Source organism: Collinsella aerofaciens (assembly GCF_039062365.1).
Lineage (GTDB): Bacteria > Actinomycetota > Coriobacteriia > Coriobacteriales > Coriobacteriaceae > Collinsella.
In genome coordinates this window covers 130824-155425 of sequence record NZ_JBCJBI010000002.1, presented here as the reverse complement: position 1 = coordinate 155425, position 24602 = coordinate 130824, and the positions used below count along the sequence as shown (strand labels likewise).

Sequence of the window (24602 nt, the reverse complement as noted above, 5' to 3'; positions counted from 1 at the left end):
AGAGATTGGTGAATCAATGAGAAAGATAGTTGTGGCGAGCCATTCCCTTCTCGCCCAGGGCTTCAAGGACACCCTCGAGTTCCTTACGGGTAAGAGCGACGCCGTCAACGCCGTGTGCGCCTACGTGAACGACAACGGCGAGGGGCTCGACGCGGCGGTCGAGGCGGCTCTTTCGGGCACTGACGAGGTTGTCGTCCTTACCGACGCGCTCGGCGGCAGCGTGAACCAGCGCTTCTCCCGCTTCGCTTCCGACCGGATCCACGTGATCGCGGGTGTCAACCTCCCGCTCGCCATGACGGTCGCGCTCGCGCGCCCCGACGAGAAACTCGACTTCGACGCCCTCGTCGACGAGGCGCGCCAGCAGATCGTCTACGTGAACGGTGCCAGTTCCGCCGAGTGCGAAGACGACGAATAGAGGAGGTCGACGATGAGAGAGTTCCTTAAAGACGTGTGGATGCACGGCGGTGAGGAAAGCCGCGCCATCACCCCCGAGAACATCACGGGCGAGAAGGGCCGCGCCGCCATGTCGGCCAGCCACCTCGGCGTCGGCCGCAAGGGCTCGTGCTGCGTGCCCCTTGAGTCCGGCGAGACCATCACGCTCGCGGACATCGAGGGCCCCGGCATCATCCGCCACATCTGGATGACCGTCCCCGACAAGACCGCCGCCGGCAGCTTCGTCATGCGCGACCTCGTGCTGCGCTTCTACTGGGACGACGAGGAGACCCCCTCGGTCGAGTGCCCTGTCGGCGACTTCTTCTGCAACGGCTTCGGTGAGCGCGCCATCGTCAACTCGATGCCCATCTGCGTGAACCCGACGGGCGGCATGAACTGCTACTTCGAGATGCCTTTCAGGAAGCACGCCAAGGTCACGCTTACGAGCGAGCACCCCGGGTTCATTAAGTACATCTTCTACACGTTCAACTACGCGCTCACCGACGTGCCGGACGACGCCATGTACTTCCACGCCCGTTTTAACCGCGAGCGCAGCACCCGCAGGGGCGTCGACTACACCGTGCTCGACGGCGTGCGCGGTAAGGGCTACTACGTCGGCACCTACATGGCCCTGTGCGCCCTGGAGCGCTATTGGTGGGGCGAGGGCGAGATGAAGTTCTTCCTCGACGGCGACGAGGAGTTCCCCACGGTCACCTCGACGGGAGCCGAGGACTACTTCGGCGGTGCCTGGGCCTTCCTCGACAGGCCGCCCCACGCGCTGCCCGAGGCGCAGTGCTTCAACACGCTGTTCGCCGGCTACCCGTACCGCTCGACGCGCGACGCCACGCGCGACCGCTTCAGCGCGGGCAAGCCGAACCCGAACCCGATGCTCGCGACCAACGACGACGCGCTGCCCAGGCACGGCCTCTACAGGTGGCACCTTCCCGACCCGATCTCGTTCAAGGAGGACCTGCGCGTGACGTTCCAGGACCTCGGCAACGACGACATCAAGCTCTACGAGCGCGAGGACGACATCTCCACCGTCGCCTACTGGTACCAAAGCGAGCCGCACGCCGTGCTCGCCCCGTTTGCCGCAAGGCAGGACCGCGTGCCCAGGTAGGGTCGCCTCGAAACAAGCCAACGTTATGGGCGCCCGCGGTTGACCATGACTGCGGGCGTCCCTTTGTAAGGAGGATCACATGAGCGAAAAGCAAATGAGGCTCGGCGCCCTCGAGGCCGGCGGGACCAAGATGGTCTGTGCCGTGGTGTCCGGCGACGGCGAGGTCCTCGACCGTATGGAGACCCCGACGCTTACGCCCGCCGAGACCGTCCCGCAGATGATCGAGTGGTTCACCGTCCGTGATGTGGACGCGTTGGGCATCGGCGCCTTCGGCCCGACCTGCGTCGACCCCAACGACGAGCGCTACGGCTCCATCCTCCAGACGCCCAAGCTCGCGTGGCGAGGCCATGGTCTTCGCGCCGCGTTCGCCGACGCCCTCGGGATTCCGGTGGCCTACGACACGGACGTGAACGTTGCCTGCCTCGGCGAAGTGGTCTTCGGCTGCTGCAAGGGGCTCGAGGACGCCGTCTACGTGACCATCGGCACCGGCGTGGGCGCGGGCGTCATGTGCGCGGGCAGGCTCCTTCACGGCATGCTGCACCCCGAGGCCGGCCACATGCTGGTAAGGACCCGTCCCACCGAGGAGGGACGCTGCGTCTGCCCGAGCCACGCGAGCTGTCTCGAGGGCCTCGCCTCCGGCCCCGCCATTGCCGCGCGCTGGGGAAAGCCCGCGGCCGAGCTCGCGGACAACGATGAGGTGTGGGCGCTCGAGGGGGATTATCTGGGGCAGATGTGCGCGAACCTCGTGCTCATGTACTCGCCTCGCCGCATCGTCCTCGGCGGCGGCGTGATGCACCAGGAGCAGCTCTACGGCATCGTCCGCAAGAAGACCCTCGAATATCTGGGTGGCTACATCCAGACCGCCGAGCTTAAGGACATGGAGAGCTACATCTGCGCCCCGGGCTGCGGCGGCGACCAAGGAATCCTCGGCGCGGCCGAGCTGGCAAGAAGGGCGCTCGCGTAACTTGCGCTCTCTCCGCCATACAACGCGTTAAGAAAAGACGAGCGCTTCTTGCCAATTGAGCGGCAAGAAGCGCTCGTCTTTTGCATTTTTGCCTCTCAAAATCTTATTTTCACGATTTGCATTTTCATCCCGTTGTCACCGACCCTTGCGAGAAACCGGAAAAAGCCGCTGACAGAAGGGTCTCTCAAATCGTTGTAACCCAGCATATAGCCACGACTTGTGACCTGCAGACGTCTGTCCCACGTGCCGATTTCCTTGGCGGCATCCGAAACCGCAAAATATGCCCCCACATCCTTGATTTTTGCAGTCTTAAGCCATGTTTTTGCGATCATCTTTACTGCCGTCCGATTGGCAGCATCAAAGACCAACACACCGCCGGGGAAAGCGTCCGCCATCCCCCGCACCAGTTCCCGGACCTGCTGGGTCAGAAAGTAATAGAACACTCCGGAGGCAAAGAACACCGCCCCGCCGGAGGCATCGATTTTGCCAAACCATGCGGTGTCTTTCAGGTCGCAGGGGATATTTTGTTCTCGATCCCCGGCGGTCAGTAGCTGCTGCCGCAAGGCAATCACATCCGGGAAGTCCAGATTGTAGATCTTGCATCTACCGTTGTCGCAGGTTCTGCCGGTGTTGTCCAGCCCACAGCCCAGATTGACCACCGCTGCATTGGGGTGGCCTTTCAGGTAATCCCGCACCTCGAAAGCAAGATCACTCTGCCGCATGGCCACCTCCAGCGCACCAAAGCGCTGTATCAGGCTGCGGGAGTTTTTCTCTGCCTCTGAAAAGTCGTAGTCGATCTGGTCGAGCAGGCGAACCGCTGTTTCATCTCTGTAAAGGTTCGGGTACGGCTCCGTACACAGCTTTCGGGAATACAGCGGGAGGATCAGCGTCTCCTGCACGGTGTTTTTCTCAATTTTACATTTCATAGGTTTCTTCCTCAGTGAATAAAAACTGTCATAATTGCCGCCAGCACAGCTGCTATGACCGTCATGCCTATCGTCATGTGCAGGATGGATACAAAAATGCCCGCATGGCGTCCTCAAACGCCATATCCGCCACACTGCCTTGCAGAACGGCGCAACGCCCCTCCTGAATTGCGGTTCGGTTGAGCTTTCTAGCCTTCTCCACGCTGACGGGCGAATAGTCGATGCCCTTGACGACGCCATGCGGGCATTTTTTCAGCAGCCGTTTTATGTTCGCCCCGCCGCCGCAGCCGCAATCCAGCACCTTGGCATTTGGCGCAAGTCGTAGAAATCGAAGTCCCCACTGCACCACAGGGCTGTGGCCCAGATTCATCATGGCAACCATAAGTTTTCCGCCGAGGCCCACGGGCTTGCGGGTGTTTTCAAAGAACGACATCTGGTCCCTCCGATTTCGTGCATTCCGCATAGGTCAACGGGAACGAAGCCTTCAGCACCGCGCTTTTCTGCACCGCCCAGCCGTTTTGACGCAGGAAACTCAGGTATTCCTCGCTTGTCCACCTGCTATGGAGGGGGAATCCCGCCATACTCATGAAAAAGGCTTTTACCTTGCCGGAAACCGAGTTTCCCGCGTGGGTGAAGGTTGGCGCGATGAGCACGCCGTCGTCCTTCAGCACCCGCCTGATTTCTTGCAGGGCCTTTTCCGGATGCGGCACTATGTGAAGCGCGTTGGACGCGATCACCACTTCGAAGGACTCCTGTGCATAGGGCAGGCGGAACATATCTTGTACGGAAAAGTGCAGCTTTGCGGATTGATTGTCCCGCTTTGCTTCAAGGATCATCTTTGCAGAAGCGTCCGTAGCCTCGACGTGCGCCGCCGCATCCACGATGCTCTTTGCGATAAGCCCCGTGCCGGTGGCAACCTCCAGTACGGTCTTTGCTTTCACCACCGGCCTGATCAGCCCATACATCTTCTCATACGCCGCCCGGTCGTTTCGCATGAAACGGTCGTACCGACCGGCATTCTTGTCCCAGAAGCCCTTGCGTTCGTGCATGGCAATCGCCCCCAAATAGTTAGAGCGATCTAACTATAACACACGAATCATGCAGTAAGATAAGGCTAATCTTATTCTCTTGGCTAAGACGCATCTCTTCGGTTTTCGCTTATAACGGCGCGAGTCAGATACTAGGCTGGAGCTGAAGAAGGAGCTTGGCGGACAGGTGGGTCGATACCGGTTCCCGGAACGGTGATCCAGTCAATTACACTAGGGCTCTAGTCATGCAGGTAAACCCAATCCGTGACGGGAAATAGGTCCTTTTCTCTAGCTCGACGTCTTTCGGAGCTTGACGATTTGGACTGATGGAGATGAGAAGTCCCTCACCGCGCCAATACCAGACGATTGCGCTATAGGCATCTCTCCGACCCTTTGAATCACCCCTTTTCACGCCACCCGCTACGAACCCCGGCGGAAACCAGGGAGTGATTAAAGGAGCGACCTGCGGTTTTGCGAATCAATCGAGTCATTCGAAATCGCGAATCAAGGGCCTGATTCGCCCAAATTGCGCACGAATCAGCCCTGAGGCGGTACGACACGACACGCATCGAGAACACTCGGACTGGACTAGTCACTGAGTGGGAGTAGCGAAAACGAGGCGATTGATTAACTCCATCCGTTTTGGTTACAAAAAAATATGCCGCGCGCCTGCGGCATGAAGGAGGGAGATTTCTATGAATATCGTTGTGTTGAGTGGCAGCCCGCGTAAGGGCGCCAATACCGACACCATGGTCGAGGCGTTTGCCGAGACCGCGCGTGAGGGTGGCAATACGGTCGAGGTCGTCCGCGTTGCCAGCAAAAAGATCGCCGGCTGCTTGGGATGCCGGTACTGCTTCGCCCATGAGGGCACCTGTGTGCAGAAGGATGACATGGCCAACGTGATCGAGTCGCTGAAAGACGCAGATATGGTCGTCTTCGCCTCGCCTATCTACTGGTTCGATATCACCGCGCAGGAAAAGGCCGCCATCGACCGCCTGTACGCCTTCGGTGCTACGGGCTTCCCGTTCACCAAGACGGCCCTTTTGCTCGATAGCCACAGCGAGGGCGTCTATGATGCGGCGATCGCTATGTACAAGTCAACCTGCGCGTACTGCAAGTGGGAGGACCAGGGCATTGTCACCATCAGCGGTATGACCGAGCGCGACAGCATGGCCTCCTCGCCCAAGTTGGAAGAGGTGCGAGAGCTCGCTTGCAAGCTCGCCTAAGGACAAGAGGAGCGCATGGCAATCAGCACAAGCGGAAATGCTTGCCGCCCTTACCAAGAGGATTGCTGATTGCCATGCAACGATGCTCCCGCGGACAATTCCGGTGTGCTAAAACGCCTTCTCGTTCAAGAATTCCCTGAACGCGGGGATGTCGAAGCCGACGAGGCCACGTCCACGTTCCCCGATAACGCCGTCCTCGAGGAGGCGGCGTTTGTATTGGCTTGCGTAGTTGCTGGCGACGCCCATGCGTTTGGCTATCTCCGAGACCCTGCTGGGGCCAGAATCGGGCAGCATCGCGAGCAAAAACTCAATGTCTTTATCGGAAAGCTCCTGATAGGTCGTTTCGAGAATTCGATCGCGCAGCTCCATGCGGGCAAGCAGAGAACCCTGCTGTACATCAGGTGCACTGATTTTGGGCGAGTTCTCCGAAACATCCCATGTGCGATATCCGACGAGCTGCATCATATAGGGAAATCCGTCGACGGCCTTCACGGCATCCTCGAGCGCTTCTGGCGTGATTGAGCGGCCTCCGGCCTCAACGGTTTTGCGGAATGCGTTTGCAATTTCAACGTCAGTGATTCGTCCCAACTGATGATATTGGGAACGCCTGAGGAACGAGACGGAATCGTTACGCAGCAACGCCGATACTTTGTAGGGCAGTCCTGCCATGAGTAGGGCAACTTTTTTACCTTCGCGTACAAAGTGCTGGTAAACAGAGGCAAATTGAAGCATTTCTTCGAGATCGACGGTGACTTCATCGATGGTGATGAGAAGTCCGATGTCATGTTTTTCGAGTTGCTTAAAGATGCCATTCATGCGCGTGCGCCAGTTGCCCTGAGCCTCTTGAGCATATGTCCAATCGATGCCCACTGGGCCAATTTGAACACCGTTTATGCGCGCGTGAGGCTGTGAGAGGTAGCTATCTGCGGCTTCTTTGGTTCGCTCGATAATATCTTCGAGCATGCCTGGCATGGCGGAGACATTTGCTGCAATCCATGGTGGCCCCTTTGCAGGTTTTGCTAACTTTTGCAACTTTTGCTAAATTTTGCAAGTTTTGCTAATGGCTTAACATGCCTTGTGCCGTGGGATTGCAGGAGTGAAAAACGGGGAGTTCTATTATTCCGACTACGTTGCAACGAGCGGGGCCCGGAGCGCGATGTTGCTGCGCTCCGGGCCCCGTTGGTTTGTGGCTTGGACCAGTTCGACTGCCGTCGTCCTAGTCAAACAAACTCGGCATGTCGTTTTCTTTCATGAGGGCACCGGCTGAGGGGAGGCTCTGCGCGGTGAACTTCTCGGCAGAGACGCCGGCGCCAAGAATCTCCTCGGTTGTGCCGACGGTGGTGACCGAGCGGCCCTTCTTAGCCGTAAAGGCCTGGACGCCCTGCGTGTTGGTGGTCGTCTTGGTCTTGAGCAACGACGTGTTGAAGTTCATCAGGCGGTAGTCGCTCGAGACCAGCGCGATGTCGCGGTCCTCCTTGAGCACCTGGGCATATAGCAGCTTGCTGCCGCCGTAGATGGCGTTCTTGAGGCGCTTGCGGTTGGTCTTGGTAACGTATCCGGCAAGTGCGACGCGCACCGCGCGGCCGTTCTCAAAGACGAACAGCACGTCGGCCTTGTAGTCCTCGGGGTCGATGACCCAGATGACGCTCTCGTCGGGTTCCATCTCAAGATCGGTGGGCAGGTACGAGCCCAGCTGGGCCGACTTGGTATCCTCAAATGCCGCAACCTTGCACTTGTACACCTGGCTCTTGTTGGTAAAGACCAGCAGCTCGTGCGTGTTGGAGGACGGGAACTCGATAAAGGGTTTGTCGCCGTCCTTGTACTTGAGCGTGGTCGCCTTCTTGAGCACACGGTCCGTCATCTTTTTAAGGTAGCCCTCGCGCGAAAGCATGATAGTAACCGGGTACTCCTCGACCTCGGGCTCCAGGCTTACCTCGATAACCTCGTGGGGCTCGATCCTGCCCGTGCGGCGCGGCATCACGTACTTCTTGTTGACCGCGGCCAGCTCGTCGCTGATGACCTTCTTGATGTTCTCCTCGCTGGAAAGGATCTCCTCAAGCTCGGCAATCTCGCCCTCGAGCTTGGCGATGTCCTTGGTGCGATTGAGGATGTACTCCTCGTTGATGTTGCGGAGCTTGAGCTCGGCAACAAACTCGGCCTGGGTTTCGTCGATATCGAAACCCTTCATGAGGTTGGGCACGACTTCGGCCTCGAGCTTGGTGCCGCGGATGATGGCGATAGCCTTGTCGATGTCGAGCAAGATCGCCTCGAGGCCGTGCAGCAGGTGCAGGCGCTCGGACTTTTTGCCCAGGTCAAAGTTGATACGGCGACGCGTGGACTCAATACGCCACTTGACCCACTCGTGCAGAATCTGGCGCACGCCCATAACACGGGGATAGCCGTCGACGAGCACGTTGAAGTTGCACGAGAACGAATCCTGCAGCGTGGTCGAGCGATAGAGCTTGGCCATGAGCTTGTCGGGGTCGACGCCGCGCTTAAGGTCGATGGCGATGCGCAGACCCGAAAGGTCTGTCTCGTCGCGGATGTCGGCGATCTCCTTGACCTTGCCCTCCTTGGAGAGCTTGACGATGCGCTCGATGATGACATCGGTCTTGGTGGTGTAGGGAATCTCGTAGACCTCGATGATGCGCTCTTCGGGAATCCAGCGCCAGCGGGAGCGGATCTGGAAGCTGCCAAGGCCGGTCTCGATAATCTTTTCCATCTCCTCGCGGCGGTAGATAATCTCGCCGCCGGTCGAGAAGTCGGGCATGGGCATGTACTCGAGCAGGTCGCAGTCGGGGTCCTGCAGGTAGTGCATTGTGGCAGTGCAGACCTCGTTGAGGTTGAAGCCGCAGATGTCGGACGCCATTGCGACGCCGATGCCCTTGTTGGCCGAGACGAGGATGTTGGGGAACGTGGTGGGCAGCAGGCGCGGCTCCTTCATGGCGCCGTCGTAGCTGTCGACGAAGTCGACCGGGTCCTTGTCGATGTCCTTGAAGATTTCGGCGCTGATGGGGGAGAGCTTGGCCTCGGTATAACGCGAGGCGGCGTAGCTCAGGTCACCCGAATAGTACTTGCCAAAGTTGCCCTTCGACTCCACGAAGGGGGCGAGCAGCGCCTCGTTGCCGGTGGCCAGGCGCACCATCGTCTCGTAGATCGCGGCATCGCCGTGCGGGTTGAGCTTCATGGTCTGGCCCACGATGTTGGCGCTCTTCTGGCGCTCGCCCTTGAGCAGACCCATCTTGTACATGGTGTAGAGCAGCTTGCGGTGCGAGGGCTTAAAGCCGTCAATCTCGGGGAATGCACGCGAGACGTTGACGCTCATAGCATAGGGCATGTAGTTGACCTCGAGCGTCTGCGTGATTGGCTGATCGGTGACCTCGGAGTGCAGGCCGATGACGTTTTCGGCGTTGACCTGCTTTTTCTTTGGCTGGTTCTTCGTCTTCTTCTTTGCCACGATTTCCTCTTGAACTTCTTATGGGCCGTCGTTATCGATTTGCTGCTACTGCAGGTCCAGCTGGTCCAGGTATTCCTTGCCGTGCTCAGAGATATGGCGCTTACGGCCCGCCTCGTCGTTGCCCAGCAACAGGTTGAACATGGTCTCCATCTTGGTGACGTCCTCGGGCTCCACCTTGATCAGGCGGCGCGTCTCGGGGTTCATGGTGGTGAGCCACATCATGTCCGGATCGTTCTCACCAAGACCCTTGGAGCGGTTGATGGAACACTTCTGGTCGCCGATTTCTTTGAGGATGCCGTTCTTCTCGAGCTCGGTGTAGGCAAAGTAGGTCTTTTCTTTGCAGTTGATCTCGTAGAGCGGCGACTCGGCGATATACACGTAGCCTTCGTCGATGAGCGTGGGCACCAGGCGATAGAGCATGGTGAGCACAAGCGTGCGGATGTGGTAACCGTCGACGTCGGCGTCCGTACAGATGATGACCTTGTTCCAGTTGAGGTTGTCCAGGTCAAAGGCGCCGAGGTTCTTGATGCGCTTGTCTTTGATTTCCACGCCGCAGCCCAGCACGCGCATGAGGTCCATGATGATGTCGGACTTAAAGATGCGCGGGTAGTCCTCTTTCAGGCAGTTGAGGATCTTGCCGCGGACGGGCATAACGCCCTGGAACTCGGCATCGCGCGAGGTGCGGATGGCACCTGCTGCCGAGTCGCCCTCTACGATGTAGATCTCGCGACGGTTCTTATCTTTGGAGCGGCAGTCGATGAACTTCTGCACGCGGTTGGCCATGTCGGTCTTCTGCTGCAGGTTGGTTTTGATGCTCTGGCGCGTTTTCTCGGCGTTCTCGCGCGAACGCTTGTTGATGAGCACCTGCTCCATGATCTTGTTGGCAGCGTCTTTGTTCTCGATTAGGTAGGTCGAGAGGCGCTCCTTAAAGAAGGCCGTCATAGCCTGCTGGATAAAGCGGTTGTTGATGGCCTTCTTGGTCTGGTTTTCGTAGGACGTCTGAGTGGAGAAGCAGTTGGTCACCAGTACCAGGCAGTCCTGGACGTCTTGCCACTTAATGCCGCTCTCGTTTTTGTTGTATTTGCCCTGTTGCTTAATGTAGGCATCGATGGCGCTGGTCAGAGCGCTACGGGCCGCCTTCTCGGGTGAGCCGCCGTTCTCGAGCCACGATGAGTTGTGGTAGTACTCCTGCATCATGAAAGTGCGCGAGAAGCACATGCACGCGGTGATCTTTACGTTGTAGTCGGGCAGGTCCTCGCGGTCGCGACCGCGACGGTCGGCCTCGATAAAGAAGGGCTCGGTAAGGTAGTCGGTACCGACCTTCTCGAGCACGTAGTCCTCGATGCCCTTGGGATAGCAGAAGTCCTCTTCGGAGAACTCGCCGTCGTCGCCCTCGATGCGCAGGCGGAAGGTCACGTTGGCGTTGACCACGGCCTGGCGGCGCATGGTCTCGCGATACCACTCGTGGGGGATGCTGATCGAGGTAAAGACTTCGAGATCGGGGCGCCACTTGATGGTGGTGCCGGTGCGGTCCTCGTCGCTGGGCTCAATCTCAAGCGCTTTCTTTTTGGCGCCGACGACCTTGCCCTTCTTAAAGTGCAGGGAGTACTTGTTGCCGTCGCGCCAAACCGTGACGTCCATGTATTCGGAGGCGTACTGGGTCGCGCACGAGCCCAGGCCGTTGGTACCGAGCGAGAAGTCGTAGTCGCCGCCCTGGTTGTTGTTGTATTTGCCACCTGCGTAGAGCTCGCAAAAGACGAGCTCCCAGTTAAAGCGCTTCTCGGAAGGGTTCCAGTCGAGCGGACAGCCGCGGCCGTTGTCCTCTACCTGAATGGAGCCATCGCGAAAGGCGGTAAGGGTGATGAGCTTGCCGTAGCCCTGGCGCGCCTCGTCAACGGCGTTGGACAGGATCTCGAAGGCGGCATGCGCGCAGCCGTCGAGTCCGTCCGAGCCAAAGATGACGGCGGGGCGCAGGCGTACGCGCTCCTCGTCCTTGAGCTGGCGGATACTGTCGTTACCATAGTTTGCGGTGTTTTTTGCCATACTCGCTCTCTCGGTGCTCCTTTGCTGCGTTTAAGTCATATAGATAGTCAAGGTAGCATAGCCCAGCCCATAGGCGATTCCAACCAACACGAAATCCATCGAACAATCGTTCGTGATATATCGACTGATGTTAAGCTATTGGGAGAAATAGCTGAATCAAATCAATAAATATTTGATTTCTTTTAGTAGAATCAGATATATACTAAATGAAAACGAATCAGGAGAGTTTTTATTTAATAGAGCGGTGAAGATATGAAGATTATCGAACGTCCTCAATATATGGAAGCGCTTCTTGGCGCTAAGGGAACGCCGGACATCAAGGTTATTACCGGCATTCGTAGGTGCGGCAAATCTGTTCTACTGGAAGCTCTTGCCGATCGCATTCGTGAGGCCGACCCCGATGCCAATATTATCCGTATCAATTTCAATCTCCTCGAATTCGAGGAACTAACGGATTTTCGAGCATTGCATCGCTACGTTGAGGAAAGCTATTGCGAGGGCCTCGATAACATTGTGATGATCGATGAGGTACAAACTTGCGTTGGGTTCGAAAAAGCGGTCAATAGCCTTCATGCATCGGGTAAATACGATATCTACGTTACTGGCTCCAATGCTTTCTTGCTTTCGAGTGACTTGGCGACGCTTTTTCGCGGGCGGACATATGAGGTCGAAGTATTCCCGTTTTCCCTGCTTGAGTTTTCGACGTATCACGAAATTCATGACCCAGACGAAGCGCTTGACCGCTATTTAAGAGAGGGCGGAATGCCTGGCTCTTATTTGTATCCTAGCGAGCGAGCTCGCTATCGATATATTGCGAACGTGCTAGATGTCTTGGTTTTGCGTGATGTGGAAGAAAAGCATGGGGTTCGTAACAAGGTGCAACTAGAACGTGCATGCGATTTCCTAATGGACAATATCGGTAACATATCTTCTGTTAGCGGGATTGCGGCCGCGCTGGACGCTGCCGGCACGCGCGTTTCCGTGGCAACGCTCGCCCAGTACCTTGGATATTTATGCCAGGCCTTCGCGTTCTATCGAGTTCGCCGCTATGACGTAGGCGGTAAGAAGTACCTCACTTCGGGTGATAAATACTATTTATCGGATCATGCAATCAGATATGCAAAACTGGGCACTAAAAAACTCGACTTCGGGCATGTATATGAAAATATGGTCGCTTTAGAGCTCCTAAGACGCGGTTGGGAAATCTATGTCGGGGTGCTTTATAAGAAGGAAATCGACTTCGTGGCAATTCGTCGCGATGAACGTGTGTATATCCAAGTTAGCGATGACATTTCGCGTCAGGAGACCTTTAAGCGCGAAGTGGCGCCTCTGCTTGCGATACGTGATGCGTATCCCAAGATGGTCATTGCGCGTACAAAGCATGAGGCTGTTGATTATGAGGGGATTAAGGTGGTCGACATCGCCCGGTGGCTGATGGGGGAGGGGTCGAATGTCGAATAGCGGGCGGTGATAGTTTATGCCCGCGTTTACTCGGACAAAACCGAGCCGCTTCTGTCCGAGTAAACGGTACATAGCAAAGCCCCGCGCTCATTGGTGGAACGCGGGGCAAGAGAGCCGGATTGTTTAGCAGTCTGTAACTTGCAGCGAAGTATTGAGCCAGTCGCTGTCCGGGCGGCTGATCAGGCGCGCGTTGTTATAGGCCATCTTCATGGCCAGAATTGTCTGGCCTATATAGGCGCCGGACTCCATAAGCTCGACCACCAGGGCGACATCGGGCCGGTCGTTTTCGGTCAGATCGAGCGGCAGCAGCAGGCTCATGGTGTTCTTGGTGGGGTAGAACGCCGGAACGGCGGTCTTGAAGTTCCACTCGACACGCTTCTGGGCGAGCTCGATGGCATCGTCGAGCCTGTTGATCAGGCGACGCTTCACCTTGGCGTTGTCCTCAACGGCTTCGCGTAGTTCGTCATAGGCGGCCTTCTTCGACGCGTCGTCATCTGCGTTAACCGCCCTCGACAGTGCTTCGAGCGCATCGCTGCTTCCGCGCAGCTCCTCGGCAAGAAACGCCTCGGGCAGGCGGTCGATGTTGTCGAGCAGGATATGGTCAACGTCGCGCTGGAGCGTTCTGTTTCCGTCAAAGAGCAGGTCTTCCTTCTTTTCAAAGTAGGAAGCGCGCTGCGGAAGCGGGTCAAACGACGCAACGAGTTTCTTGCCCCACTGCTTTGAACCTGCTTTGCAAAAGGCCTCGAAGCGCCATGGACATCCGCTGCTCGACGGCGAGAAACAGGCATAAATGGCCTCGTAGGTGGGGTCGACGAGACCGGTGTTAAACGCCGCGATTCCCTTGTCGCTGTCCTCGAGAACCTTGTTTTCGGACTGAAGGCGATAGAAGGTGTACATGAGGTAGCTGCGAAGAATCGAATAGTCCTTGGAGTCCTCGTCCTGGTCAAAGCCCCATTTTTCGTCCAGCGCGTAATCCGCAAGACTCTCGATCATGCTATCGATGTTGCCCAGATATGCCCAGTCGGTGAGCGCACGGCCGGCACGCACCTTTTGGAAAGCGAAGTTATCGACATAGCAGACACGCCAAGGCAGCGCACCCGGGCGATCCATCTTACGGTCGCGCGTTATCGACACCTCGACCGGAGTTTCCCCGTCGTTTCGAAGAACGCTGATCGGAAAGATAACCTTACCCTCGTAGAAGCGGATGATCCGGTTGGAGAAGGCGAATTTCCAGTCGCGGTCCAAAAGGGCCGTGACGTCGATGTCACGTTTTGCGTACTCGATGATCGTGTCGGTCCATCGCTGCGAAGTCCATGCGAACGATGAGAGCTCCTCGCCAAGGGATGCAAATTCCTCGACGAGGTCTTGCGGAACGGGGCCCTCGAGATAGTCCTCGGTCTCCTGCATGCGTTCGAGATTGCGCTCTAGGAGCGGTGGCAGTGAGGTCGCAGCGGGGCGAGCACCGGTATCGGCGTTCGTGCTTGCAGCGGGTTGCGTATGGGTGTCGATGCTCGGGGCCTTGGTCTCATAATCTCGGCGCAGCTTCATGCGATCGGCAATGGGGACATACGAGAGAAACCAGGGGAGGCCGTCCTGTGCATTTTCGGCAATCGACAGTTCAACGGCCGATCCATTTGCAGTCTCCAGGTGTGTGGCAAAGCTGACCGTTTTGGGGTCTCGCATATAAAGCGCGCCCTGGGCGTACGCTTCTTTCCAATCGGCGCAAAGCAGCGCCATGGCATCGAGCCCCGGCCCATAGAGGCTCGAAAGCCTGGATTTAGAGGTATACGGAATCGATGCAAAGCTCGTCAGGTCGTCGCTAAAGGAATCAATGAGCTCGGCGGAGACGGGGGAAGCTTTAAACTTGGGCGAATCGACAGCCCTGGCGATAACCAGACGCTCCTCCTCGCTCAGAATGTTCTGTCCATACTTTGCTTCTTCCATATTTGTCTCCTCCAAATAATTGCTCGGTTCGGGTGAGCGGCTTGGATGTCAACGACGACTTGTGCCCGCTGTCCGAAATCGTTGAGGACATCATACGCTCTGATAGGTGCCGCCGGTACGTCGGTTTTGCGCCCGGATATTGGGACATGCGTCTCGTTTTGTGGGCCGAGGGTATGCGAACTGGGGCCCTTTTGGTCAGAAAGAGGGTCTAACGGGGCGTCATTTGGGCCACGGGTCACTTCGCCGGCGTCGTGTTTCGTCATACGCTCATAGTGGAAGCCGATGCCACGGGATGACGAAGGCCTTGGGCAACGGATGAGCTGCAAGCGAAAGGAGCGGTGAGGATGATGAAGCCCATGGCGAAGAAGCTGCTGTTAGGAATTCCCACCGTGACGCTTTCGGCCGTGCTGGCGTGTACGGTGGCCGGCTGTGGCGGTAGTGCTCCGAGCGGCTCGGGCGGGAGCGCACCTGTGCAGGAGAAGTTCAAGAAGGCCAAGGCCTATGATTCGCAGACGGTCGAGGTGGCAGGCATTACCTATGAGTCGGTGGCTCACGGTACGTTCTATCGTGGCGATGCCAAGCTACAGGACGGCTTTTACCTGCACATCAAGATCACCAACAACAACACAAAGAACAGGACGTTCAGTTCCTTTAACGTGCATGCTGCCCAGGGCGATCTTGAGGCAGGCGACCCGTTGTTTACTTCCGGCAAGGCGGCCGTGCTCGACTACGTTGCAAGCGAGGCCCCCGATGATCTGCACAAGGGAATTGACCTTTCCGAGAGGCCAGACATCGGTCCGGGCGAGACCGTTGAGTACGTATATTTCTGGGCGCCCAAGACGGCGTACTACGGGCCCATCACTGTCGAGTTCGTAGACGCTTACGCCCCCGCTAAGAACCACGAGGCCATGCACTTTGACACCACGGGCTGCGAGACCAAGGAGTTCAAGGCGGCCGGCGGCGTGGCCGATTCTGGCGAGAAGGCAGATTTAACGGGCATCGACTGCGCGTCGTACAGCATCGAGGCCGCTGATGGGTACACGCTGGATTCGTCCGACGAAGAGCGCGAAAAGGCAAACTTCTTCCACGACGAGACTGGAGGACGCCTGAACATCAGCATCTTCCCGCGCTCGCCGGAGGAAGAGGTTACAAGCCTAGAGCAGGTCTACGAAGGCAAGGAGACAACAACCGACCAGGTCGAGTACAACGGCATAACGTGGCTGCGCTTTACCGGTCCCGACAACGGCCATACGCTGTTTGCGACGGCTCCCGCGACGGGTGAAACCGTCCGTGTGTCGATCGGCTGGAAGATCGACTGGGATGCCGCCGTGCCCATGATGGAGGCACTGAAGCTCAAGTAACGCCGCGATTCTTACGTCAGGCGACTCAGGACTGGCTCCGAGTTATCGGGGCCAGCCCTTTTTGGTGCTCGATGAGCAGGGTCAGTGCCTCGCGCGGTTTCGGGTACGGCGGGGTACCGTGCGTGCAATGACGAACATGGTTTCCATAATGACAGATATAGTTGACATCTTCTGATGGATGCAATATATTTCTGTCATGTTGCAACGGATATCTGTCCATTACCACGAAAGGAACTCCATGCCGGGCAAAAAGAACCTCCGCATGAAGGCGGCGCGCGCGGCGGCCGGCCTTTCGCAAGCCGACTTGGCCCAGACCGTGGGCGTTACGCGCCAGACTATCGGCCTAATCGAGGCGGGCGGCTATAACCCCACGCTCAATTTATGTGTGGCGATCTGCAAAGCGCTATGCGTTACGTTGAACGATCTGTTTTGGGAAGACGGGATCGACGTCGACCCTAACGCTCTTTAGGAGTCCACTATGAAATTTGAAGATCTGAAAATCGTGCAAAAGTGGCGTGAATATGCCGGCCCAAAGGACGAGCGCCTGGAGGCGGAAAGCGCAAAGATCTACAGGATTGGTTTCGTGCTGCTTTCGTTTGGCATGTTGATGATCTTTTTCTACCAGTTTATAGCTCGACAGGTTGCGTGGGTTCACAGCGACGCCAGTGAAATGCCGCACGGCTTTGCAACGCCGTTTGAGGCCGCCATGTACGCATGGCTCGTTATCGTGATGCTGATTTGTGCGGTGCTGCAAACGCGAAAGGGCTATGTCGATACCAATCGTTTTGGGCAAATCGAGCATCTTCCTGTTGGGTATTTCCTGCTTGTCAGCGGTCTTAGCGGCGCCGCGTTCGCGCTTGTTATTGCCGCAATGCGCTGTATCGCTGAGGCGCAGATCGTACCGCTCGAAAGCGTCTTTTGGTTGGCGAACCTGGCCACGGGCGTGTTCTGCGGTGCGACGATTTTCATAGCCACATTTGCCGCTCTGTGCGCATCGTTCTTCACGGCGAAAAAGCGTCGCGCCAAGCTTGAGGAAGAACTCGACTCCACTGACGATATCTAATGCGCAATGGGCTGGCTCTGGGTATCCAGAACCAGCCCATTTTGATGTTCGATGAGCCGAGTCGGCGTCTCTCGCAAAAGTAACTAGGAGCTAGCGAGGCTTATCCGAATTGGCCTCCTTGGCGGTGTCTTTTTCGAGCGCCGTGCGGCGGGCACTGTAGGTGACGAGGCCGGCGCCTGCCGCGGCGAGTGCAGCTGCGGCTGCCGTAAGGGGAGCATTGACATCGCCCGTGCCAGCGAGCGCGCCCGCTTTTCCGGAGCGCTTGATATTGCCGTGGTCCTTGCCACTGCCGGAGCTGCTTCCGCCGGAGCCGCCGCCCTCGTCAGCACCGCCGCCACTTGAGCCACCATCGCCGTCTGCTGTCATCGGGGCGTCGTGAAGTCCTGTCGTATCCGCGCTGTCGCATACGCCGACCTGAACTTCTGAGCGTTCGCATGCCGCGTCGGGCACATGAAGCTCGTGCAGTATGGCACCCAGCGCCGAGTTTGCGCCCGGTCGAATTTCCTCGAGCGTTACGGGATCGAGCGCCACCAGATTACGCGCCTTCGCATATAACGTTACGCGTTTGCCCACTTCGTCGCTCCAACTCTCGGGAATGGCGAAGCTCATGCGGAATTGTGCCGTGCAACCCGGTGCCAGCACGGCGTTGCCGTTGTCGGCTACCAGCGGGTGCGTTGCAAAACGTGCGCCCAGCGTCTCGAGCGCGTACTTCACGTGTGCCATATCGTTGGCCGAAGCGTTCTCGGCAAGCTCCGGATCGTAGATCGAAGCCATACGTGCGTTTGTTCCGAATCCGATGGATGCGCTGGAGAACGGCTGGCTGGAGCCCTCTCGGTACAGATCGATCGTGCCGGCGGTCAGCAAGGTGTTGCCGTCGTTTCGCACCGTGACCATGAAGGATTCGCCTGCTGCTCCGGGCACCACCGCGCCCGAGGTGGCGACCGCGCCCGTCGGAGTGGCACACGCCACCAAGGGCACTTCGATGCCGTGTAGTTCTGCCTCGCTCTTCTCCGCGCTCACAATGTGCGTGGCGAGCGCGGAGAGCATGCCCCCCGACGTCAAAAATGTCGTTATCTGATCGACGGGATGGTCCAGCTCGCACATCACGAACGGCTCCGTAAACAGATCACCTGCCAAGGTGCTGGCGAAGATGCGGAAGTGCTTGCCCATCACTGCTACTGGGTTGCCTTCTTCGTCGTAGGTTTGCCCCACCTTGCCATCGGTGTTCTCTACATAGAGCACGCACCTGCCGTTGTTGCTTACGCTAAACGATGCCGGGCCACAGCCCGCGGCGCCCACGGGCTGCGTTGCAAATGCCGATGCGCCTCGTGCCCAAGTAATATGCTGCAGCTGCTCGTTGACGGTAGCCAAAAAGCCCGTGTGTTGCGGCCACGGCACCGCGTGGGGTACTGCCGCATCTGGCGACATAACGCCCCAGCCCGCAATGGACTGGCCGATCACGGCGTACGATGCGCAGCCGCAACCGTCTGCGGTCTCGTACGCAACGGGCACCACCATTTTGCCGTTGATATTCTCGGGCTCGCCCAGCTCGATACTCGACGGTGCTTGCGGAAAGCGGAGAACTTGGCGGAACGTCAGGCTGTCGCCCGAAACGTCCGACCATAGGGTAAAGCACTCCAGCGCAACCTCAGCCTCGCTGCCGAGCGCCTTTTCTGCGGTGGTTCCGCGGCGGTGGAGGTAGGCACCCGACAGGCGCCCGTCGACCAGCGTCTTGCCCACCGTGATACGCGGGCACTGCAGGCAATGGTAGTCATCCTCTTGCAGGCGGCCGCGCGAGATGCTGCGCCACGACGTGTGCGACATCACGCGAACTCCGCCGTTGCTTATGCGCAGGCGCACAACGGACAGTATGCCGGATGTGCTCGCCGCATCGAAAAGGGTGTTGTCGCCGTCGGGGCGCTCGCCCGAGACCAGCAGCACGTAGGCGTCCTGGTTTCTCCTCCCGTCTGTATATTCCACCACGTCGAAGTCGTAATCGAATATGCCGTTGCGCTCCACGTCGCCCTCGCCAAACCCAAGGGAGAAGTCCACGGGCGTGGGAGCGGACCACGTGCCGTTCGTTTTTGTATGCACCACCAGGCGCGAGCGACCGTTCTCGCCGTAGCGCACCGAGGCGATACGGAACAAGCACTCCACGCCGGCGATTATCGCCAGCTTCATGTGGGCTTCGCTGAGCACGCCGGAAAACAGCACGTTGTCGCTCGAGGGCTTGATGCCGCCACGCTCGTCCTCCGATACACCGGCTGAATTGGCGTTGGGGTCCGCAACGGCGTCCTTCGCCTGCCTGATATGGGTGTACGCATACATCGGCGCGGCGTTTTCGTCGTTCTCTATCAGTGCGTGGACGAAATGCTCGACCTGTCCCGTGTCGTCGCTTTCTGCATCCGCCTCGAGCTCAATGCGCGTGACCGCTTGATCCCAATCGCGCACGACAGGTGCGACGTTTACGGCAGTAGCCTTAACCTCGGCGCATGCGAGCAGCTCGGCGTTGGTGACGATGGTGGCCGATGCGATAAATTGAGGCACGCCGCCCGCCTTGATGTCGCCGGGCGTGCCGAAGCAGGCATCCAGCGTGTAAGGCGTATCTCCGCCCAATGCGAGTTCAGAGCGCTGGAGCACATACTGGTTGCCATTGTTCACCGACATATTCCACGAATCGAGGAGTGTGGGCCACGACCCCGACCAAGCCTTGGTGGTCCACTTGAACATTACGAACTGGAGTATCACATCGACATCGACGTCTGCACCTACGCGCAGTCGCGGAAGCTGGTGTCCATCTGCCTTCTCGTACCCAATGAACAGCGTGAGGGATGCGGCGCCGCGCACGGCAGACGAAGCGACGCCTGCAACGCCGGCGCCAAAGGTGACGGCGAGCCCGATCTGGATGGTGAACGAACCCGAGGTGTTTGAATAGTCGAGCGAAATGTTTTTAAAAAACGCCGCGCCGCTGCCGTGCGTGTGGGCACCCACGGCGAGCGCCAGCTTCGCCAGCACCCAGGGGTTGACGTTTAGGAAAAACGGCACCGGTCCTAGGGTAAACTGCTCGGTCCAATTGAGGTCGGTTCTTACCTGGAAGAGGGCCTTAATATTGCCGTATGCGGGGTCGTTGTTGTTACCCCAGGTTTTGCCCACCCAATCGTAGGCGAGCGAGCCGTACAGCTGTGTGGCGATATCCATCGTGAACAGCGGCGTGCAATGGTGGCGAAGGAGCTTGGTGTTTCTTGGATCGGTGCCCGAACCGGCACTCATACTTTTGTACTGATTCCACTTCCCCTCCATCTCGTCGAGGTAGCGGTTTGCCTGCTTGGCGCCCGACTCACGCGGCGATTTCTTCCAGTATTCCGGATCAGGGTTGCCCGAATCGTTCATATAGCTGGCTGGTTTGTATCCTCCGCCAAACAGCACGTATCCGGCAAACGAGAAATCGAAGAGAATCGGAAATGTGGGCATCCAACACGTGAACTTATTGCCGCCGATGCCGGGAAACGCCGCGGGGAAATCAAACGGAGTGATCTCTTGGTCCATGGTGGTGGGGACGATAGTGGTCGATCCGGATTCCGCCTTTGCCGCCGGCGCAGTGACAACGGCCATGGGGGAGGAGAGCGTGTAAGTTTTGCCCTGGTAGTCGAGGACAAAGCACAGCTTGCATCCTTCTTCCAGAAGGCTCGACGCTGCATCGAGGAACTTGTCTTCGAGCGTGAACGTCGCCAGATTATCCGCGCCCGATGCGCTGGCCTTGATCTGGCCGATCTGCGTGACGGTTTCGGGTGAGCTGCCCGCGGCAGGCGTCACTTTGTTGATGCGCAGCGTTGCCTGTCCACCCTGTGGCAGATGTGCCTGCACGGTAAAGGCGTGCGTATCGGGCTGCTCGTTTGCCGTGTCGTCCTTCGGCAATGCCATGAACGTAGCGTCGGCGTACTGGATGTCCCATTCGTCGAATGTGAGCTGGCGAAAGTACGGCTCGCCATCGGAGAGCGGACGTGTGGGTGCGGTAATGGCGGTTCCGCCTTGGACACGCGCGAGGGGAATCTCGACATCGCGGTAGCCCGCCATGCTAATGGAGATGCCGCCGTTAAAGTCGTACGCGTCGAGAAGCGTCGCCTCGTCCACGTAGCCTTCCGAAAGCGGCGCGACCTCAAAGATGGCCGTGCCTTCGTCATCGGTAGTGGCGGTGAGCTGCTTGCCTGCGGCATAGCGCGATGTGAGTGTGACCTGGGCACCCGTGATGGGCGTATTCTTGTTGGCGACGTCGACCACGACCACACCGAACATGGTGCGCGAGAGAACGAGCACCCTGAAGGGGTCTTTTTCGTCGGCATGGGCTTCGGTGGGCGCGAACGGCAATATGAAGGCGTTTGCGCTTCCCGGCACGCGCGGCAACATAATGCTCGCTAACGAGGACGCTCCGGCGACAAGTAACGAACGGCGATCAAGCATCTTTGGCTCCCATCCCGCAAGTATCGGTGGAAATAATCCAATTTTGCGAGAAGGCGCCTCGTGGCGGTAGTGCCATTCAAGGGTCAAAATGTCCAAATTGATCGAGCGAAGCGCCGGGTTCCGGAACGCGTTCGATGCGCTTGGCAGCCCGGTCGCTAACGCAACATATGCGCGACCAGCTCGGCGCGTGTGCCGATGCCAAGCTTTGCGTATACGCCGGATAGGCGGTTTTTGACGGTGCCCGGCGATACTCCCATATGGGTGCGATTTCGGCGTTGGTCCACCCACGACAGGCGAGCATGGCCATGGCGAATTCCGTGGTCGTTAGATCGTCGGCCACGTCCTCGCCCGAATCGGGGTTGTGGATGCGCCGCCAGCCGTAGCTGAAGCGGTACGTGATCTCGATGATGCGCGCGAAGTCGTCAGGGTATTGCGTTTTTAGGCACGCCTCGATGAGCCCCTGTAAAAGGCCGTGGTGCTCGCCAATGAGCTCGATAAGGCCGTCGGGACGTGCAATGTTCCAAGCAGCTCCGAAGTGTGCCTTTGCGGCGTCGATGTCCTTGAGGCTCATGCATGCCATGGAAGCTGCCAGGTGCAGGAACAGTTCCGAGATCGGATAGCTTCCCTGTTTCATGATCAGGGCATTTTCCACCATGCCCAGGCTGCGGCCGTATTCGCCGCGCAGATACAAGGCGTGCGCCATCACGTAGCTGGCGAACAGACGCAGGCCTTCGGGCAGATGCGCCGCAAGCGGATAAAACTCTTCGGCGGAATACGGGGAAGGCAGGTGCAGCAGGACGCTCGCGGCCGAGGCGAACAGGATATGCGTGGCGTGGACGGCGGGCGATTCCTCGTCAGCCGGCGTATCGAGGATGCCAGCAAGGCACCGGCGGGCGTCGGCGATACGGTTGAGCGACAGACTGGCGTATCCGCAGATAAAGCATGCGGAATAGCGCAGTGCGGGGTCGGTGGCGTCAAGATAGGGGCGCGCCGTTTTGGCAGCGAGGGCGGCCTGTCCGCGAAAGTACAGCGCTTCTGCCGTGGCGATGGTGCGTGAATCGGGGTCGGAAATGCCTGCAACCGCAGCGTCAATCTGCCCTGGCACAAAGGCAGTGCACATCAACGGCATGGGAACGCATGGGTAGCCATCGCAGTCCATCTTCCATCTCCCAACAGCTGGCAACAATAGCAGCAATTGTACTCCTGTTGCTCGGGACCCCTTTCGTTTTACTGTTCGGTTAACGCTTCGGATCGTTTTGGAAGGGTCGCGAGCATGGTAGCCCCGTTCTCGGAACTTGTTTCGACCTCTACCGTGCCACCGTGAAGCGCTGCAATCTCCCAAACAAGCGCTAGTCCGAGTCCTGCGCCGCCGTATGCCCTGCTGCGGGATTTATCCAGGCGAAAGAACGGTTGGAAGATGCTCTCCCGGTACTGCTTGGGTATTCCCGGGCCCTGGTCCTCGACTCGCAGGAACACGTGGTTGTCGCTGTCGCTGATGGAGACGTTGACAGTCGAGCCGGGGTGGCTGTAACGGATGGCATTTTCGACCAGGTTAAACACCAGCCGATAGAGGAGCGTGTCGCTCCCGATTACTAAAGCGTTCCCAGCACAATTGAGGGCTATGCCCTTATTTTCGGCAAGTGGCGCAAGGTCGGTGAGGATCTCTTCGGACAAGGGACCAAGTTCCACATCGTCCTCGCAAGGAACGCTGCGGAGCTCACTCATCTCGAGCAACACCTTGGTCATCCGCGACATTCGCTCAGTTTGTTCTTGTAGCAGGCCGAGCAACTCGGCTGTTTCGGGTTGTAAGTTGGAGCGCTCGGAGACAAACAGTTCGATCTGTGCCTGCATAAGGGCGAGCGGGGTTCGCAGCTCGTGCGCGGCGTTGCCGGTAAATTGACGCTGTGCAGAGAACCCTTCGCCAAGACGGGCGATCATGTCGTTGAAAGAGGCGCTGCATCGTTGTAACTCGGTGGGCACATCTTCACTGAGTCTGATTTCGCTTAGGTTGTCAGGCTGCACACGCTCAACCTGGGCTGCAAAAGCTCGTAGCGGTTTGAGTGCACGGCCGCTCACAAAGTATGCCAGCACGCCGCCAAGGAGTGTGACTCCAGCCGTGATGCGCCAGGCTGTCGTGCCAAAAGACTCCTGTGCGTCGTTTACGACGATCGTGACCTCGTCATCGAGGGTCGCTTTCGTTGGGTCGAACGCCTGGGGCGAATCTTCGCCGGTTGCGTTAAAGGCCGAGATGTCACTGCCGATGGCATCCATGTAGCGCATGCCCGTATAGCCGACCAGGCAGTTCGTCAGCACGCATGCTGCACACGTGAGCAGTGCCGTCATAATCGTTATGCGCCATTGCAGCGAAAGCCTTTTCATTCGCTATCCTCCATAACGTAGCCCTCTCCAATCCGATTGCGAATCGGGTCGTATCCCAAAGCGCTGCGCAACTTTTTTCGGAGCGACGAGATATGAACGCGGGTTGCGTTGCTAAAGCTGTTCACGCTGCTATCCCAAACGTGCTCGATAAGCTCCTCTTGGCTTACCGGTCGCCCCTGATTAAGCATCAGATATTCCAAGATTCCCGTTTCCTTGCGTGTAAGAGATAGAGCCTCACTGTCCACGGAAGCGATGCGCGCCTTGGTGTCAAAGCGGAGCATTCCACAGGTTAATACTATGTCGCTTTGTGCGAAGCGTCTGAGGGTAAGGCTGCGGATCCTTGCCGCAAGTTCGTCCAGATGAAACGGCTTGGTGAGGTAATCGTTGGCGCCGGCATCGAGTCCGGCGACTTTATCGGATACTTCGCCACGCGCGGACAGAATCAGTACCTTGGTCTCGCAGTCGGTTTTCCTAAGTTCCCTGAGCACGGTCATGCCGTCGATACGGGGGAGATTGAGGTCGAGTACCACGAGGTCAAAGACTTCGATGCTCAGCAGATCGAGCGCCTCCCGTCCATCGTGGCAGCAGTCGACGCTGTATGCCAGGTTTCGCAAGCTGCGTGCGATCGTGTCGCACAGTGCTCGCTCGTCTTCGACGATCAAAATACGCATAACAGTCTCCTTGCACATTCCAAATCGCGCTTAACACGGATTTTATAGTCGATATGGTCCAATGGTCGC

At 58.1% G+C, this 24602-nt stretch carries 19 protein-coding genes; 8 read left to right on the top strand and 11 right to left on the bottom strand.

Annotated features, from left to right (window positions below; translation table 11 throughout):
* Positions 1-16 precede the first annotated feature (16 nt).
* The 3 genes from ABCN01_RS01855 to ABCN01_RS01845 all read left to right on the top strand — a co-directional run bounded on the left by ABCN01_RS01855 (position 17) and on the right by ABCN01_RS01845 (position 2516).
* A complete protein-coding gene (locus ABCN01_RS01855; RefSeq protein ID WP_055287011.1) occupies positions 17-415 on the top strand; it encodes a PTS sugar transporter subunit IIA in 399 nt (132 codons plus the stop codon).
* Positions 416-427: 12 nt separating this feature from the next.
* Positions 428-1552 (top strand): glycoside hydrolase family 172 protein, encoded by a 1125-nt coding sequence (locus tag ABCN01_RS01850; protein ID WP_172676343.1) that lies wholly within the window; start codon positions 428-430, stop codon positions 1550-1552.
* A 79-nt stretch (positions 1553-1631) separates the two neighbouring features.
* Complete coding sequence (locus ABCN01_RS01845; RefSeq protein WP_342995697.1) at positions 1632-2516, top strand: ROK family protein; 885 nt, start codon at positions 1632-1634, stop codon at positions 2514-2516.
* 95 nt (positions 2517-2611) lie between these two features.
* Here the strand turns inward: ABCN01_RS01845 and ABCN01_RS01840 are convergent, their stop codons facing one another.
* The 3 genes from ABCN01_RS01840 to ABCN01_RS01830 form a co-directional block, all read right to left on the bottom strand.
* Positions 2612-3442: a class I SAM-dependent methyltransferase gene (locus tag ABCN01_RS01840; protein ID WP_342995696.1), complete on the bottom strand. Its 831-nt coding sequence runs from the start codon at positions 3440-3442 to the stop codon at positions 2612-2614.
* 73 nt (positions 3443-3515) lie between these two features.
* Entirely contained in the window at positions 3516-3875 is a 360-nt protein-coding gene (locus tag ABCN01_RS01835) for a class I SAM-dependent methyltransferase (RefSeq protein ID WP_342995695.1), read from the bottom strand.
* Positions 3862-4491, bottom strand: a complete 630-nt coding sequence (locus tag ABCN01_RS01830) for a class I SAM-dependent methyltransferase (RefSeq protein WP_342995694.1) — start codon at positions 4489-4491, stop codon at positions 3862-3864. Before ABCN01_RS01830 ends, ABCN01_RS01835 begins: the two co-directional genes overlap by 14 nt.
* A 674-nt stretch (positions 4492-5165) precedes the next feature.
* Between ABCN01_RS01830 and ABCN01_RS01825 the strand changes: the two genes are divergently transcribed.
* On the top strand, positions 5166-5696 hold the full coding sequence (locus ABCN01_RS01825) for a flavodoxin family protein (RefSeq protein ID WP_342995693.1): 531 nt from the start codon (positions 5166-5168) through the stop codon (positions 5694-5696).
* 108 nt (positions 5697-5804) lie between these two features.
* On the opposite strand, the gene ABCN01_RS01820 is transcribed toward ABCN01_RS01825, so the two are convergent.
* From ABCN01_RS01820 to ABCN01_RS01810, 3 genes are all read right to left on the bottom strand, one after another.
* Positions 5805-6668 carry an ATP-binding protein gene (locus ABCN01_RS01820; RefSeq protein WP_343014165.1) on the bottom strand — a complete coding sequence of 288 codons (864 nt, stop codon included), beginning with the start codon at positions 6666-6668 and terminating at the stop codon, positions 5805-5807.
* Positions 6669-6912: 244 nt separating this feature from the next.
* The gene (locus ABCN01_RS01815) at positions 6913-9153 is read right to left on the bottom strand and encodes a DNA gyrase subunit A (RefSeq protein WP_342995691.1); all 2241 of its coding nucleotides are present in this window, start codon (positions 9151-9153) and stop codon (positions 6913-6915) included.
* A 45-nt stretch (positions 9154-9198) separates the two neighbouring features.
* A complete protein-coding gene (locus ABCN01_RS01810) occupies positions 9199-11196 on the bottom strand; it encodes a DNA gyrase/topoisomerase IV subunit B (protein ID WP_342995690.1) in 1998 nt (665 codons plus the stop codon).
* A 252-nt stretch (positions 11197-11448) separates the two neighbouring features.
* On the opposite strand from ABCN01_RS01810, the gene ABCN01_RS01805 reads away from it, so the two are divergent.
* Complete coding sequence (locus tag ABCN01_RS01805; RefSeq protein WP_342995689.1) at positions 11449-12657, top strand: ATP-binding protein; 1209 nt, start codon at positions 11449-11451, stop codon at positions 12655-12657.
* Between the two features lie 123 nt (positions 12658-12780).
* On the opposite strand, the gene ABCN01_RS01800 is transcribed toward ABCN01_RS01805, so the two are convergent.
* Positions 12781-14601: a DUF3825 domain-containing protein gene (locus ABCN01_RS01800; protein WP_342995688.1), complete on the bottom strand. Its 1821-nt coding sequence runs from the start codon at positions 14599-14601 to the stop codon at positions 12781-12783.
* A 344-nt stretch (positions 14602-14945) separates the two neighbouring features.
* Here ABCN01_RS01800 and ABCN01_RS01795 point away from each other — a divergent pair, with 344 nt between their 5' ends.
* The 3 genes from ABCN01_RS01795 (at position 14946) to ABCN01_RS01785 (ending at position 17025) form a co-directional block, all read left to right on the top strand.
* A complete protein-coding gene (locus tag ABCN01_RS01795) occupies positions 14946-15962 on the top strand; it encodes a hypothetical protein (protein WP_342995687.1) in 1017 nt (338 codons plus the stop codon).
* Positions 15963-16200: 238 nt separating this feature from the next.
* Positions 16201-16431: a helix-turn-helix transcriptional regulator gene (locus ABCN01_RS01790; protein WP_342995686.1), complete on the top strand. Its 231-nt coding sequence runs from the start codon at positions 16201-16203 to the stop codon at positions 16429-16431.
* A gap of 9 nt (positions 16432-16440) precedes the next feature.
* A complete protein-coding gene (locus tag ABCN01_RS01785; protein ID WP_342995685.1) occupies positions 16441-17025 on the top strand; it encodes a hypothetical protein in 585 nt (194 codons plus the stop codon).
* 90 nt (positions 17026-17115) lie between these two features.
* On the opposite strand, the gene ABCN01_RS01780 is transcribed toward ABCN01_RS01785, so the two are convergent.
* From ABCN01_RS01780 to ABCN01_RS01765, 4 genes are all read right to left on the bottom strand, one after another.
* Entirely contained in the window at positions 17116-21483 is a 4368-nt protein-coding gene (locus tag ABCN01_RS01780; protein ID WP_343014163.1) for a hypothetical protein, read from the bottom strand.
* Between the two features lie 76 nt (positions 21484-21559).
* On the bottom strand, positions 21560-22642 hold the full coding sequence (locus ABCN01_RS01775) for a hypothetical protein (protein WP_343014161.1): 1083 nt from the start codon (positions 22640-22642) through the stop codon (positions 21560-21562).
* Positions 22643-22710: 68 nt separating this feature from the next.
* The gene (locus tag ABCN01_RS01770) at positions 22711-23862 is read right to left on the bottom strand and encodes a HAMP domain-containing sensor histidine kinase (RefSeq protein WP_342995681.1); all 1152 of its coding nucleotides are present in this window, start codon (positions 23860-23862) and stop codon (positions 22711-22713) included.
* Positions 23859-24551 carry a response regulator transcription factor gene (locus ABCN01_RS01765; protein WP_425458543.1) on the bottom strand — a complete coding sequence of 231 codons (693 nt, stop codon included), beginning with the start codon at positions 24549-24551 and terminating at the stop codon, positions 23859-23861. Before ABCN01_RS01765 ends, ABCN01_RS01770 begins: the two co-directional genes overlap by 4 nt.
* Positions 24552-24602: the final 51 nt, after the last annotated feature.

Coding starts and splice junctions, on each gene's coding strand:
- ABCN01_RS01855 (WP_055287011.1), top strand. CDS start 17: ATGAGAAAGATAGTTGTGGCGAGCCATTCCCTTCTCGCCCAGGGCTTC.
- ABCN01_RS01850 (WP_172676343.1), top strand. CDS start 428: ATGAGAGAGTTCCTTAAAGACGTGTGGATGCACGGCGGTGAGGAAAGC.
- ABCN01_RS01845 (WP_342995697.1), top strand. CDS start 1,632: ATGAGCGAAAAGCAAATGAGGCTCGGCGCCCTCGAGGCCGGCGGGACC.
- ABCN01_RS01840 (WP_342995696.1), bottom strand. CDS start 3,442: ATGAAATGTAAAATTGAGAAAAACACCGTGCAGGAGACGCTGATCCTC.
- ABCN01_RS01835 (WP_342995695.1), bottom strand. CDS start 3,875: ATGTCGTTCTTTGAAAACACCCGCAAGCCCGTGGGCCTCGGCGGAAAA.
- ABCN01_RS01830 (WP_342995694.1), bottom strand. CDS start 4,491: ATGCACGAACGCAAGGGCTTCTGGGACAAGAATGCCGGTCGGTACGAC.
- ABCN01_RS01825 (WP_342995693.1), top strand. CDS start 5,166: ATGAATATCGTTGTGTTGAGTGGCAGCCCGCGTAAGGGCGCCAATACC.
- ABCN01_RS01820 (WP_343014165.1), bottom strand. CDS start 6,668: ATGCCAGGCATGCTCGAAGATATTATCGAGCGAACCAAAGAAGCCGCA.
- ABCN01_RS01810 (WP_342995690.1), bottom strand. CDS start 11,196: ATGGCAAAAAACACCGCAAACTATGGTAACGACAGTATCCGCCAGCTC.
- ABCN01_RS01805 (WP_342995689.1), top strand. CDS start 11,449: ATGAAGATTATCGAACGTCCTCAATATATGGAAGCGCTTCTTGGCGCT.
- ABCN01_RS01800 (WP_342995688.1), bottom strand. CDS start 14,601: ATGGAAGAAGCAAAGTATGGACAGAACATTCTGAGCGAGGAGGAGCGT.
- ABCN01_RS01795 (WP_342995687.1), top strand. CDS start 14,946: ATGATGAAGCCCATGGCGAAGAAGCTGCTGTTAGGAATTCCCACCGTG.
- ABCN01_RS01790 (WP_342995686.1), top strand. CDS start 16,201: ATGCCGGGCAAAAAGAACCTCCGCATGAAGGCGGCGCGCGCGGCGGCC.
- ABCN01_RS01785 (WP_342995685.1), top strand. CDS start 16,441: ATGAAATTTGAAGATCTGAAAATCGTGCAAAAGTGGCGTGAATATGCC.
- ABCN01_RS01780 (WP_343014163.1), bottom strand. CDS start 21,483: ATGCTTGATCGCCGTTCGTTACTTGTCGCCGGAGCGTCCTCGTTAGCG.
- ABCN01_RS01775 (WP_343014161.1), bottom strand. CDS start 22,642: ATGGACTGCGATGGCTACCCATGCGTTCCCATGCCGTTGATGTGCACT.
- ABCN01_RS01770 (WP_342995681.1), bottom strand. CDS start 23,862: ATGAAAAGGCTTTCGCTGCAATGGCGCATAACGATTATGACGGCACTG.
- ABCN01_RS01765 (WP_425458543.1), bottom strand. CDS start 24,551: ATGTGCAAGGAGACTGTTATGCGTATTTTGATCGTCGAAGACGAGCGA.